General features: G+C 68.1%; 9 protein-coding genes. 7 read left to right on the forward strand and 2 right to left on the reverse strand.

Features of this window, described 5'->3' with window-relative positions; all coding sequences use genetic code 11:
* Positions 1–5: 5 nt before the first annotated feature.
* Genes ACTJI4_RS16470 through ACTJI4_RS16480 form a run of 3 tightly spaced genes read left to right on the forward strand, consistent with a single transcriptional unit; the run spans position 6 to position 5,554 of the window.
* Positions 6–1,475 carry a DUF3375 domain-containing protein gene (locus tag ACTJI4_RS16470; protein WP_392922952.1) on the forward strand — a complete coding sequence of 490 codons (1,470 nt, stop codon included), beginning with the start codon at positions 6–8 and terminating at the stop codon, positions 1,473–1,475.
* On the forward strand, positions 1,462–2,163 hold the full coding sequence (locus ACTJI4_RS16475; RefSeq protein ID WP_392922949.1) for a DUF4194 domain-containing protein: 702 nt from the start codon (positions 1,462–1,464) through the stop codon (positions 2,161–2,163). The genes ACTJI4_RS16470 and ACTJI4_RS16475 overlap by 14 nt, the downstream gene beginning before the upstream one ends.
* Before the next feature lie 19 nt (positions 2,164–2,182).
* Positions 2,183–5,554, forward strand: coding sequence for an ATP-binding protein (locus ACTJI4_RS16480; protein ID WP_392922946.1), 3,372 nt, complete (start codon positions 2,183–2,185; stop codon positions 5,552–5,554).
* Positions 5,555–5,559: 5 nt separating this feature from the next.
* On the opposite strand, the gene ACTJI4_RS16485 is transcribed toward ACTJI4_RS16480, so the two are convergent.
* Positions 5,560–6,336 carry a sulfite exporter TauE/SafE family protein gene (locus ACTJI4_RS16485; protein WP_392922943.1) on the reverse strand — a complete coding sequence of 259 codons (777 nt, stop codon included), beginning with the start codon at positions 6,334–6,336 and terminating at the stop codon, positions 5,560–5,562.
* A gap of 59 nt (positions 6,337–6,395) precedes the next feature.
* Between ACTJI4_RS16485 and ACTJI4_RS16490 the strand changes: the two genes are divergently transcribed.
* The 4 genes from ACTJI4_RS16490 to ACTJI4_RS16505 all read left to right on the forward strand — a co-directional run bounded on the left by ACTJI4_RS16490 (position 6,396) and on the right by ACTJI4_RS16505 (position 11,366).
* Positions 6,396–6,785 carry a YchJ family metal-binding protein gene (locus ACTJI4_RS16490; protein ID WP_440869966.1) on the forward strand — a complete coding sequence of 130 codons (390 nt, stop codon included), beginning with the start codon at positions 6,396–6,398 and terminating at the stop codon, positions 6,783–6,785.
* A gap of 84 nt (positions 6,786–6,869) precedes the next feature.
* On the forward strand, positions 6,870–8,162 hold the full coding sequence (gene egtB / locus ACTJI4_RS16495) for an ergothioneine biosynthesis protein EgtB (RefSeq protein WP_440869967.1): 1,293 nt from the start codon (positions 6,870–6,872) through the stop codon (positions 8,160–8,162).
* The gene (gene egtD / locus ACTJI4_RS16500; RefSeq protein ID WP_440869968.1) at positions 8,159–9,133 is read left to right on the forward strand and encodes an L-histidine N(alpha)-methyltransferase; all 975 of its coding nucleotides are present in this window, start codon (positions 8,159–8,161) and stop codon (positions 9,131–9,133) included. The genes egtB and egtD overlap by 4 nt, the downstream gene beginning before the upstream one ends.
* Positions 9,134–9,200: 67 nt before the next feature.
* On the forward strand, positions 9,201–11,366 hold the full coding sequence (locus tag ACTJI4_RS16505) for a lytic murein transglycosylase (protein WP_440869969.1): 2,166 nt from the start codon (positions 9,201–9,203) through the stop codon (positions 11,364–11,366).
* Between the two features lie 13 nt (positions 11,367–11,379).
* Here ACTJI4_RS16505 and ACTJI4_RS16510 read toward each other — a convergent pair whose 3' ends face one another.
* Positions 11,380–12,573: a benzoate/H(+) symporter BenE family transporter gene (locus ACTJI4_RS16510; RefSeq protein WP_440869970.1), complete on the reverse strand. Its 1,194-nt coding sequence runs from the start codon at positions 12,571–12,573 to the stop codon at positions 11,380–11,382.
* Between the last annotated feature and the right edge of the window lie 426 nt (positions 12,574–12,999).

The following is a 12,999-nucleotide window of genomic DNA, read 5'->3' on the forward strand; positions in this document are numbered from 1 at the left end:
GCTGCATGAAGCACCGCGAACGTATCACCCGTTACCGCGCCCTGCGCGAACAGCCCCAGTGGAAACTGTTGGCCGCCGCCAACGCCCCGGAGATCATCGGCCTGCTGCAGAGCCTGCTGATGGACGGCGAGCGCACCCTGCCGGCGGCGGTGCTGCACGAGCGCCTGCAGCGCGCACTGGACCAGCTCAACGGCGAAGAACTTTCGCGTGAGCTGCCGCGCACTGCCCAGGCCTACATTGCCCATTGGCTGTCGCAGGGGTGGCTGGAGCGGCGCCTGCCCGAGGGCGCCGACCAGGAGCAGTACGAGCTCTCCACCCGGGCGCTGCAGGCGATCCGTTTCGCCGACAGCCTGGAGCAGAGCCGCGTGGCGGCCACCGAAAGCCGGTTGGCGCTGGTCATCGAGCAGCTTTCGCAGCTGGCTGCGCAGACCGAATCGGACCCGGACGCGCGCCTGTCGGCCCTGCGTGACGAGCGCGACCGCATCGACGCGGAGATTGCGAGGGTCGGCGTTGGCCGGGTAGCGACCCTCGATGGCAAGCGCGCGCTGGAACGGGCGCGGCAGATCATTGGCCTGGCCGACGATCTCACCGAAGACTTCCGCCGCGTCCGCGACGACTTCGAACGCCTGAACCGCGAGTTCCGCGAACGCATCATCGACGACGAGAGCGAGCGCGGCGACGTGCTGTCGCGGCTGTTCGAAGGGGTGGACGTCATTGGCGACAGCGACGCCGGGCGCAGCTTCCAGGCCTTCTGGCGCCTGCTCAACGATGCCGAACAGAGCGCCCAGCTGGATGCAGCGCTGGAGACCGTGCTCGCCCGCGGCTTCGCCCGCAAGCTGGACCGCGACGAGCGCGCGTTCCTGCGCGGCTTCACCGCCACCATGCTCGAGCGCGGCGGCCAGGTCCACGATGTCCTGCAGCACTTCGCCCGCAGCCTGCGCGGTTTCGTGCAGAGCCGTGGCTACCTGGAACAGCGCCGGCTCAACCAGCTGCTCAAGCAGGCGCAGTCCGAAGCATTGGCGCTGCGTGACGAGTTCACCGCCCAGCGCCCGATCGGCCGTGACCTGCAGCTGACCACCAGCCGCCTGCGCTCGTGGTCGCAGTGGAAACTGCATGACCCGCGCAGCGCCCATATCGATGGCAGCGTGCAGCGCAATGAGGCCGCAAGTATTTCGCTGGAAAGCGTCGGCGACCTGGTGGCCTCGTCAGAGATCGACTTCCGCACGCTGCGCCGCGACCTGCATGACCTGCTGGCCATCCAGCCGAAGCTGAGCATCGCCCAGGCCCTGTCGCAGCGCGACGCGCCGCAGGGGTTGGGCAGCGTGATCGGCTACCTGTCGCTGGGCACGCGCCACGGCACGGTAGTGGAAGGCGAACAGGAAACCGCGCATTGGCGTGGTGGTGATGGACAGTGGCGGCGGGCCCGTATCCCGTTGGTTTGGTTCACCCAGGAGAAACGCCATGAACTGGCATGAAGATTCCAACGACGCCGCCCTGATCGACGGTGCCGCCCACGACCTTGACGCAGAGCCGGTGGTGGTTACGCCGCTGCCGCGGCGGAACAACGACGTCTATTACCTGGGCGATACCGGCCGCCTGCCGCTGGATGGGCGCCGCGCGCTGTGCCAGCTGCTGATCGGCCCGAGCATCGACCAGTTGCGCCACCCCAAGCTGTGGCCTGCGCTGATCCGCAGCGAGGCGGCCATCCGTTCGTCGCTGGCCGACCTGTTCCTGGAACTGGTGCTGGACCGTGACAGCGGCGTGGCCTTCACCCGCCAGGCCGACACCGAAGACGTCGAAGCGCCGGTGCTGCTGCGCAGCTCGCCGTTGACCTTCATCGACTCGGTGCTGCTGCTGTACCTGCGCCAGCAGCTGGCCGAGGCCGACGCCCGCGGTCACCGCGCCGTCGTGGCCGACAGCGAGATGGCCGAAGCGCTGGCGATCTATGAGAAGAACCTCTCCACCGACCGCGCCGGGTTCAACCGTCGCGTCGCGGCGGCGGTGCAGAAAATGAAAGAGAACCACATCCTGACCCGCCTGGCGGGTCAGGAAGACCGGCACGAAGTATCGCCCGCATTGAAGCTGCTGTTCTCTGCCGAGGATGTGTCCGCACTCTCGTCGGTATACCGCCAGTTGCGCGAAACCCCTGCTGCCAAAGCCTGAACGGAACGACCGATAACGCATGGCCATCTCCAAGAACACTCCCGCCCTGTTCACCGAAGGGCTGCCGGATCCGCGCCAGCAGCAGTTCCGCATGCGCCGGCTGCAGGTGCATAACTGGGGCACTTTCAACGGCCTGACCGAAGTTCCGATCGCCGAGCGCGGCTTCCTGTTCGTCGGCCGTTCCGGCTCGGGCAAATCGACCCTGCTTGATGCCATGTCGGCGATGCTGGTGCCGCCGTCGATCGTGGACTTCAACGCAGCGGCACGCGAAGCCGAACGCAGCGGCCGCGACCGCAACCTGGTGTCCTACGTGCGTGGCGCGTGGGCCGACCAGCAGGACCGCGGCACCGGCGAGATCGCTACCCAGTACCTGCGCAAGGGCGCGACCTGGACGGCGCTGGTGCTGGAATACCGCGCCGGCGATGGTCGCGTGGTCAGCCTGGTACGGCTGTTCTGGATCGCCGGCAATGGCGCGGCCGCCGCCGATGTGCGCAAGCATTACCTGATCGCCGAGCGCCCGTTCGATATCGCCAGGGACCTGGGCGGCTTCGACCTGGACCTGCGCAAGCTCAAGCAGCGCCTGGGCGATGTGCACCACTTCGACAGCTTCACCGGCTACGCCGAGCGCTTCCGGCACCTGCTGGGCATCGACAATGAGATGGCGCTGCGCCTGCTGCACAAGACGCAGTCGGCCAAGAACCTGGGGGACCTGAACGTCTTCCTGCGCGATTTCATGCTCGATACGCCGCGCACCTTCGATGCCGCCGAACGGCTGGTCAGCGACTTCGCCGAACTGGATGGCGCGCACAAGTCGGTGGTCACCGCCCGCCAGCAGGTCGAAACCCTGCTGCCGGCGCGCGCGCTGCATGCCGAACTGAAGGCGTTGAACCTGCAGCGTGCCGACGAGGAAACGCTCAAACTCGGACTGGACAGTTTCCGCGAGTCGCGCCTGCAGCTGCTGCTGGAGAAGCGGCTGCAGGAAATCGACGTGCGCAACCGGGGGCTGCAGGGCGAAGAATCCCAGCGCCGGCAGGCCCTGGCCAACCATGAGGAGCACCTGGCCGAGCTCGAGCTGCAGCGCCGCCAGCAGGGCGGCGAGCGCATCGAGGAACTCGAACGCGAACAGGGCCGGGCCCAGGCCGAGCAGGATCGCCGCCAGTCCAAGCGCGAGCAGGCCCGCCAGGCCGCCGCCAAGCTGCAGAACGAGCTTCCCGATGACGCCCATGCTTTTGCTGCGTTGATCGCGCGCGCGCAGGGCGAACTCGACAATCGCCAGCAGGCCGCCGCAGCGCTGGACGACGCCATCTCGGAGCGCCAGGCAGGCAAGCAGGACGATACCCGCCGTTTCGCCGATGTCCGCGCGGAACTGGAGGCCATGGAGCGCAATCCCTCCAGCATTCCCGCGCCGCTGCAGAAGCTGCGCAGCCGGATGTCCGAAGAAACCGGCGTGCCCGAGTCCGCACTGCCGTTCGTGGGCGAACTGATCCAGGTCCACGAGGACCAGGGTGCCTGGCAGGGAGCGATCGAGCGCGTGCTGTTTGGCTTTGCACAGTCGCTGCTGGTCGAAGACAAGCACTACAACGACATCAACGCCTGGGTGAATCGCACCCAGCTTGGCATGCGCCTGACCTACTACCGGGTCCGCCGCAACGAAGACGCAATCGCGCGCTCGCCGTCCGCGCGCTCGCTGCTGCACAAACTGGAGCTGCGCGACAGCGTGTTCGAGCCATGGCTGCGCCGCGAGCTGGGCAAGCGCTTCGACTATGAGTGTGTTGACGCCAAACAGCTGCGCGATGTCGAACGCGGCATTTCGCGCGAAGGCCAGGTCAAGCACCCCGGCGACCGCTTTGAAAAGGATGACCGCAGCGCCATCGGCGATCGCCGCCGCTGGCTGCTGGGCTTCAACAACCAGGAAAAGCTGGCGTTGTTCCGCCGCGAAGCGCAGGAACTGGCACAGCGCATCGCCGCCTGCGATGAAGACGTTGCGCGTCTGCGCGGCCAGCGTGACCTCGACAACGAGCGTCGGATGGCCTGCCACCAGCTGGTGAACGTGGTATGGGAAGAGGTGGACGTCGCCACGGCGATGCAACGCCTGCAGGACATCGAAGCGGCGCTGCGCGAACTGCGCGAAGGCAATACCGACCTGGCCCGGCTGGCCCAGCAGATCGACCAGGCCCGTGCGGACATCGTGCAGGCACGGCGCACCTATGAGGACACCCGGGTCGAGCTCATCCAGCTCTCGCGCGAACGCGACAAGCTCGATTCCCAGCGCCAGCGCAGCCGCGCCCTGGTGCTGCCGGCGCTGGGCGCCACCCAGGAAGCCGGGCTCAAGAAGCGCCTGGATCTCCTCGGCGGGCTGAGCCTGGAGACGCTGGAAGCGCACATGCGCGAGATCAGCAAGGGCATCAACGAAAGCCTGGCCGCGTCCCAGCAGGACGTACACCGGGTCGAGACCCAGCTGGTCGGCTGCTTCCGCCGCTTCGCGCAGGCCTGGCCGGAGGAGTCCGGTGACTTCACCGCCTCGGTGGCTTCCGCAGAGGACTACCTGGCGCGTCTGGCGCGTCTGGAACGCGATGGCCTGCCGCAGCACGAGGAACGCTTCTTCGACCTGCTGCAGAACCAGAGCAAGAACAACCTGCTGGCGCTGCAGCGGCACAGCGCCGAAGCGCGCAAGTCGATCGGCCAGCGCCTGGATGAGGTCAATGCCTCGTTGGAGCAGGTGCCCTTCAACCGGGGCACCCTGCTGACCATCGAGCTCAGCGACCGGCGCCTGCCGGAAGTGCTCGAGTTCCACCAGCACCTGCGCGAAGTGCTGTCGCATCACCAGACCGAAGAGCGCGACGTCGCCGAGAACCAGTTCGCCGTGCTGCGCGAGCTGGTCAAGCGGCTGGGCTCGCAGGAGGGCGAGGACAAGCGCTGGCGCGAGAACGTGCTCGACGTGCGCCTGCATGTGGAGTTCATCGGCGTGGAACTGGACGCCGCCACCCGCCAGCAGGTCGAGATCTACCGCAGCGGCGCCGGCAAATCCGGTGGCCAGCGCCAGAAGTTGGCCACCACCTGCCTGGCCGCGGCCCTGCGCTACCAGCTCGGCGGAGCGGACAGCCAACTGCCCAGTTACGCTGCCGTGGTGCTGGACGAAGCGTTCGACAAGGCCGACAACGAGTTCACCGCCCTGGCAATGAACATCTTCGAGAACTTCGGCTTCCAGATGGTGGTGGCCACCCCGCTGAAATCGGTGATGACGCTGGAGCCTTTCATCGGCGGCGCCTGTTTCGTCGAGATCAGCGGCCGCCACGACTCCGGCGTGCTGTTGATCGAGTACGACGAAGAAGGCAAGCGGCTCAAGCTTCCTGAGCGCACCCGCGCCGTTGCCGGGCAGGTCGAGGACTGACCTGCCTAGCCGGCGAACGTGTCCCAGCCCATCCGGGCGATCAGCACCACCACCAGGCCCACGAACAGCTTGCGGATGAACGGCGTGCCGCCGCGCAGGGCAAGCCGGGTCCCGACCACCGAACCGACGATGTTGGCGGTGGCCATCGGAATCGCGAACAGCCACAGGATGTTGCCGGTCGGCACGAAGAACGAGATCGCGGCCACGTTGGTGGCCAGGTTGACTACCTTCGAGGCGGCCGAGGCGCGCAGGAAATCCAGCCCGAAGAAGCGCACGAACAGGAAGATCAGGAAGCTGCCGGTACCCGGTCCGAAGAAGCCGTCGTAGAAGCCGATCACCGCCCCGATCGCCAGCGCCGCGGCAAGTTCCTTCCGGCCGATCTCGCGCGGCCGGTGCAGGGCGCCGAAGTCCTTCTTCCACAGCGTGTAGCCCAGCATCGCCACCAGCAGCACCAGCACCAGCGGGCGCACCGCGTCCTTGGGCAGCAGGCTCACCGCCGTGGCGCCGGCGAACGAGAACACGAAGGCCGTGGCGGCCGCGAACAGCACCGGTCGCCAGGGGAAGCGCACATTGCGCGCGTAGCGGAATGCCGCTGCGGCGGTGCCGAACATCGAACTGAACTTGTTGGTACCAAACAGCATCGCCGGGGTGTGCTGCGGCAGCACCGTGAACAGCCCGGGCAACTGCACCAGCCCACCGCCACCGACGGCGGCATCGACCAGGCCGGCGATGAAGGCGATCGCCACCAACCACAACAGCTCAGGGGGAACCAGCTCGAACACGGCAGCGCATCTGGGCGGAAAGCGCGCCAGCATACGCCTCCTCGCGGCACAATACGCCCATGACCCCTGCCGATCCCTGTCCCTGCGGCCGCCCCGTTGCCTACGCCGCGTGCTGCGCCCGCTTCCACGCCGGCGAGGCCGCACCCGATGCGGAGGCGTTGATGCGCTCGCGCTACAGCGCTTACGTGCGGCAACTGCCGGCGTACCTGCTGGCCAGCTGGCACCCCGATACCCGCCCGGAAACCCTGTCGCTGGACGAACCGGCCGGGCAGCGCACGCGCTGGCTGGGCCTGACCGTGCACGAACACACCCTGCAGGATGCCGACCACGCCCAGGTGCGCTTCACCGCGCGCTACCGGATCGGCGGCGGCAGCGCGGTGAAGATGCAGGAGCACAGCCGCTTCGTGCGCTTCGATGGGCGCTGGTTCTATCTCGACGCGCTGCCCTGACCGCCTATTCAACTTGGGCGGCGTAACACCGCGTACGCCGCGCCGTGACATCGCGCTCACCCGTGCTCGCCGATCCTTCGTGCGATGAACGCCGTCGTTGCCCCGCCCCCTTCCGCCGCCACCGCTGCCGCCGCACTGGCGGCCCAGTTCGCCCGGGTACGTGCCCGCAGCGTGGCCCTGGCCGCACCGCTCAGCGCCGAAGATGCGATGGTGCAGAGCATGCCCGATGCCAGCCCGAGCAAATGGCACCTGGCCCACACCACGTGGTTCTTTGAACGTTTCGTGCTGGCGACCCAGCCGGGCTACGTCCCCTTCGACGCCGATTGGCATTATCTGTTCAACAGCTACTACCAGAGCATCGGCCCGGCCCATGCACGGCCACAGCGCGGCCTGCTGTCACGGCCGTCACTGGACGAAGTGCTGCGATTCCGCAGCCTGGTCGACCAGCGCGTATTGGCCGCGCTTCAGGCAGATGCACTGGATCAACAGGCCACCCGGCAGCTGGTGTTGGGCCTGCACCACGAGCAGCAGCACCAGGAGCTGCTGCTTACCGACATCAAGCACGCGCTGTGGAGCAACCCGCTGCAGCCGGCCTACCGCGACGACCTGCCGCGCAGCACCGGCACCGCCTCGCCGCTGGCGTGGATCCACAGCCCGGAACAGATCGTGGAGATCGGCGCGCCCGCGTGGCCGGCGCATGCTGCCTTCGCCTACGACAACGAATCGCCCGTGCACCGTGTGCTGGTGCCCGCCCATGCACTGGCCAACCGCCCGGTCAGCAACGCCGAGTTCCGCCGCTTCGTCGAAGCAGGGGGTTATCGCGAGCCCGCCCATTGGATGAGCGAGGGCTGGAGCCTGTGCCAGCAGGAGCACTGGCAGCACCCGCTGTACTGGGATGACGCACTGGCGCGCGAGTTCACCTTGGCGGGTTGGCGCGCGCTCGACCCCGATGCACCGGTCTGCCACCTCAGCTACTTCGAAGCCGACGCCTACGCCCGCTGGGCCGGTGCGCGCCTGCCCACCGAATTCGAATGGGAAGCCGCCGCCGCGGGGCAGGCGCCGCAGGGCAACTTCGCCGACAGCGAGCGCCTGCATCCGGCCGCGCCCGACCAGGACAGCGCGCACGACCGCCCCCTGCAGCTGTTCGGCGATGTGTGGGAGTGGACCAGCAGTGCCTACGGGGCCTACCCCGGTTTCCGCACCTTCGAGGGCAACCTCGGCGAATACAACGGCAAGTTCATGTGTGGGCAGTGGGTACTGCGCGGCGGCAGCTGCGCCACCCCGGCCGACCACATCCGTCCCAGCTACCGCAATTTCTTCGCACCGTCGGCGCGCTGGCAGTTCGCCGGCGTGCGCCTGGCCAAGGATGCCGCATGAGCACTGTGAGTGATGCCCTGGATGCGTTGACCGACCTGCAACCGGACCGCGCGCGGATCACCGCCGACATCCTGCACGGTCTGTCGCAGGACCCGCGGCAGTTGCCTTCCAAGTATTTCTACGACGCACGCGGGTCGCAATTGTTCGAGCAGATCACCCGCCAGCCCGAGTACTACCCCACGCGTACCGAGCTGCAGCTGCTGCAGCAGGTCAGCCCCGAGATCGCCCGCGCCGTGGGGCCGCACCTGCACGTGGTGGAACTGGGCAGTGGCAGCGGTCGCAAAACCGAGCGGCTGCTGCATGCGCTGGCCGATCCGGTGGCCTACACCCCGATCGAGATCTCGCGCGCGGCGCTGCTCGACAGCGTCGCACGCCTGGCCGAAGCGCTGCCGGAGATCGAGATGCTGCCGGTCTGCGCTGACTTCACCCGCCCGGTAACGCTGCCCGAACCGCAGCGCGAACCGGCGCGTCGGCTGTTGTTCTTCCCCGGTTCCACGCTCGGCAATTTCGCCCACGACGATGCCGTGGCATTGCTCGATGCCATGCGCCAGACCATGGGTCGCACCGGCCTCGCGCTGATCGGGATCGACCTGCACAAGGATCCGGCGCAGATCGAAGCGGCCTACAACGACGCGGCCGGGGTAACGGCGGCGTTCACCCTCAACCTGTTGCGCCGGCTCAACCGCGAGATCGGCAGCGACTTCGACCTGGATGGCTTCGAGCACCGCGCCCGTTACAGCGTGCCGCGCCTGCGCATTGAAACCGAACTGGTCAGCCGCTGCGCACAGCGGGTGCACGTGGCCGGCCGCGCGTTCGAATTCGCCGACGGGGAAGCGATGACGGTGGAATACAGCCACAAGTACACCGATGCCTCGTTCGCCGCGTTGATCGCCGAAGCCGGCCTGCGCGTGCGCACGCAGTGGAACGCCGATGCCCCGGCATTCGGCCTGCGCCTGCTGGAATGGGCCTGAACCGCACGGGTTGCCGCTATGATGCGGTAACACTTGGCTGCAGGGATTCACGCCAATGAGGATCACCATGGTCGGCTTGCTGGGCGCGCTGTGCCTGGCCGGCACCCCTGCCGTTGCCGCGCCGCAGGACGATTTCGATCGCTGCCTGGCCACGTTGCAGCCGCAGGCGCTCAAGCAGAGTGTCAGCGCGGCCGGGTTCACCCGGCTCACCGCCGGCCTCACCCCGGACTTGAGCGTGCTGCCGCTGCTGGATGCGCAGCCCGAATTCACCACCCCGCTGTGGGATTACCTGGCCGCCCTGGTCGATACCCAGCGTGTCGACGACGGCCGCGCCCGCCTGGACCAGCACCGCGACCTGCTCGCGCGCGTATCCGCGCAGTACGGCGTCGATCCGGCCACCATCGTCGCGGTCTGGGGCGTGGAGAGCGATTACGGCCGCGTATTCGGCAAGCGCCCTCTGCTGCAGTCACTGGCAACCCTGTCCTGCAACGGCCGCCGCCAGCCGTTCTTCCGCGGCGAGCTGCTGGCCCTGCTCAAGCTGCTGGACGCCGGTGATCTGAGTGCCGATGGCCTGACCGGCTCCTGGGCCGGCGCCTTCGGCCATACCCAGTTCATGCCCTCGACCTATGCGCGCATCGCGGTGGACGGCGATGGCGATGGCCGCCGCGACCTCGTGGCCAGCATTCCCGATGCGCTGGCCTCCACCGCCAACTATCTCAAGCAGGCCGGCTGGCGTACCGGCCAGCCGTGGGGCATCGAAGTAACGATCCCCGCCGGCTTCAACGCCAGCTTGGCCGGGCGTACCCAGCGCAAGCCGCTGGCGGCCTGGCGGGCATTGGGCATCGCCCCCATCGGCGGCGGCACGCTCGCGCCTGCGGGACTGCCCGAGGATGCCAACGCCGCGCTGCTGCTGCCCACCGGCGCCAAGGGCCCGGCCTGGCTGGTGTTCCGCAATTACGATGCGATCTACGCCTACAACGCCGCAGAGAGCTATGCCCTGGCCATTGCCACCCTGGCCGACCGCCTGCGCGGCGGCCCCGGCATCGTGGCTGCCTGGCCCACCGACGATCCCGGCATTGGCCGCACCGAACGCCGCGAGCTGCAGACCCTGCTGCTCGCACGCGGCCACGATATCGGTGCCGCCGATGGCATGGTCGGCACCGCAACCCGGCGCGCCATCCAGACCGAACAGCAGGCGCTGGGCTGGAGCAACCCGGACGGCCGCGCCGGCCAACGCATCCTTACCGCGCTGCGCAGCGCACCCCCTCTACCCAAGCTCACTACCGCCATGCCCGACAGCACCGCGTTCTCCCTGCCGCCCAACCACGCCCGCCTCGTGCAGTCGCCGGCTGCCCCCGGCGCCGCGCTGCCCAGGCTCGACGGCCTGAGCATGGTCGACATCCAGGGCTTCCCGGCCTGGAAGGTGGAAACCCCGCTGGCCACCGCCGCGATCTCCGTGTTTGGCGGGCAGCTGCTGTCCTTCATTCCCAAGGGCGGCCAGGACGTGCTGTGGCTGTCGCCCACCGCGCAGGCGCTGCCCACCCCCATCCGCGGCGGCAGCCCGGTGTGCTGGCCGTACTTCGGCAAACAGGGGCAGGGTGGTGACGTGCCCTCGCACGGCTTCGTGCGCAATGTGCCGTGGACCCTGCAGACCGCGCAGCGCGAAGCCGACGGCACCGTGGTGCTGACCCTGGCCCCGCCCGCGCTGGAGACCCTGGACCTGCGCCTGAGCATGCAGCTGCGGATCGGCCGCACGCTCGAACAGCGCCTGGTCACCGAGAACACCGGCCGTCAGCCGGTCACCTTCACCCAGGCCCTGCACAACTACTTCAAGGTCAGCGATGCGATGCAGGTCAGCGTGTCCGGGCTGGATGGCCTGACCTATCTGGACAAGTTCGAGAACTACGCCACCCCGCGCACCCAGCAGGGCGACTGGTCGCTCAACGACCCGCGCGACCCCGGCCGCAGCGACCGCATCTACACCCAGGCCGGCGGCCGCTACGTGCTGAAGGACCCGGGACTGAAGCGCAGCATCGAGATCACCACCCAGGGCAGCCGCTCGCTGGTGGCCTGGAACCCCGGTGAAGCAGGCGCAGCCAAGATGGCCGACGTCGGTGCCGGCTGGAAGGATTACGTGTGCCTGGAGGCGGCCAACGCCGGCCCGGACGTGGTCACCCTGGCCCCGGGCGCGCGGCACAGCCTGGTACAGACCCTCCGCGTCCTGCCCCTGTAAGCGCGGCCAGCGCTCAGGGCAGGGCGCGAGCGCGCGGCCGCAGTGCCACCAGGCAGATGCCGCCGGCCACCAGGCCCCAGAACGCCGAGCCGATTCCGGCCAGCGACAGCCCCGAAGCGGTCACCAGGAAGGTGACCAGTGCAGCCTCCCGATCGCTTTCCTCGCGCAGGGCCATGGCCAGGCTGTTGGCGATGGTGCCGAACAACGCGATGCCGGCCACGCAGGCCACCAGCTCCTTCGGGAACGCCGCGAACACGGCGGCCACCGTCGCCCCGAACAGGCCCACCACGATGTAGAAGGCGCCGGCGGCCACGGCGGCCGTGTAACGCCGGGCCGGATCCTCATGCGCCTCGCGTCCCATGCAGATGGCTGCCGTGATCGCCGCGAGGTTGAGGCCGTATGCGCCGAACGGAGCCAACACCGTATTGACCACGCCGATCCAGCCGATGACGGGGGAGATCGGGGTGTCGTAGCCGGAGGCACGGATCACTGCGACCCCGGGAATGTTCTGCGAGGCCATGGTGACCACGAACAGGGGCAGGGCGATGCCGAACACCGCCGGCCACGACAGGGTGGGCCACGTGAACACCGGCGTGGCCAGTTCCACCCGCAGTTGTTCGGCATGCAGCAGGCCCTGTGCGGCAGCAACGCCCACGCCCACCACCAGAGTGGCGATCACCGCGTAGCGGGGGAACAGCCGCCGGCCCACCAGCCATGTGGCGAACATCGCCAGCGCCATGCCCAGCTGCGTTCCCATGGAGACGAACACGTCCAGCCCGAAGCGCAGCAGCACGCCGGCCAACATGCCGGCGGCCAACGCCATCGGCACGCGGCGCATCACCTTGGCGAACACACCGGAGAAGCCGGCCAGCATTCCCAATACCGCAGCCAGCACGAAGGCCCCGATGGCATCGCTGTAGGCCACCGCGCCGGTGCCCACCACCAGCATTGCCGCGCCGGGGGTCGACCATGCAGTGACCACGGGCACGCGGTAGCGCAGCGAGAGCCCGATACAGGTCACGCCCATGCCCAGCCCCAACGCCCACATCCAGGAGGCAATCTGCGCCTGCGTTGCACCGACCGCCTGTGCGGCCTGGAACACGATCACCGCGGAACTGGCAAAGCCCACCAGCACGGTAATGAAGCCGGCGACCACCGCGGGCAATGAGAGATCGCGCAACAACGAACGCTTGGCTACCGCAGACATGACGCATGCTTCCCTGGCCACAAGAAGCTGCATTGTTGGCAGCCCTGCGCAGCACGCGCAACGCGCGTGCTGCGCATCGCCGTTGGCGCTGTGCCCACACACGGCAGGTACCGACCGTTGGTCGGTACGATTTGAAAAAAGCGCTTGACGAATTTCGAGAAGTCTTTAGTATTCGCTCCCTCGCTGCGACGCGGTCTTCACCCCGGTGAACACCACGCCAAAGCGGCGGCGACATCCTTCGAAACAAGGTGTTGACGGAAACGAAAAGCCTGACATAATAGGCGGCTCGCTTCGACGAAAAGACCTTCGGGTCGCACGACGAAGCAGCATCGGCAACGACGTCCACTTCGGTGAGGCGGCCCTCGAAAAAGGGTGTTGACGAAGCGGAAAAGCCGGCTATAATGGGCGGCTCGCAACGACGGAAAC

The sequence above is a fragment of the Stenotrophomonas sp. 22385 genome (assembly GCF_052045085.1).
GTDB lineage: Bacteria > Pseudomonadota > Gammaproteobacteria > Xanthomonadales > Xanthomonadaceae > Stenotrophomonas.

Coding starts and splice junctions, on each gene's coding strand:
- ACTJI4_RS16505 (WP_440869969.1), top strand. CDS start 9,201: ATGGTCGGCTTGCTGGGCGCGCTGTGCCTGGCCGGCACCCCTGCCGTT.
- ACTJI4_RS16475 (WP_392922949.1), top strand. CDS start 1,462: ATGAACTGGCATGAAGATTCCAACGACGCCGCCCTGATCGACGGTGCC.
- egtB (WP_440869967.1), top strand. CDS start 6,870: ATGAACGCCGTCGTTGCCCCGCCCCCTTCCGCCGCCACCGCTGCCGCC.
- ACTJI4_RS16490 (WP_440869966.1), top strand. CDS start 6,396: ATGACCCCTGCCGATCCCTGTCCCTGCGGCCGCCCCGTTGCCTACGCC.
- ACTJI4_RS16510 (WP_440869970.1), bottom strand. CDS start 12,573: ATGTCTGCGGTAGCCAAGCGTTCGTTGTTGCGCGATCTCTCATTGCCC.
- ACTJI4_RS16470 (WP_392922952.1), top strand. CDS start 6: ATGAAGCACCGCGAACGTATCACCCGTTACCGCGCCCTGCGCGAACAG.
- ACTJI4_RS16480 (WP_392922946.1), top strand. CDS start 2,183: ATGGCCATCTCCAAGAACACTCCCGCCCTGTTCACCGAAGGGCTGCCG.
- egtD (WP_440869968.1), top strand. CDS start 8,159: ATGAGCACTGTGAGTGATGCCCTGGATGCGTTGACCGACCTGCAACCG.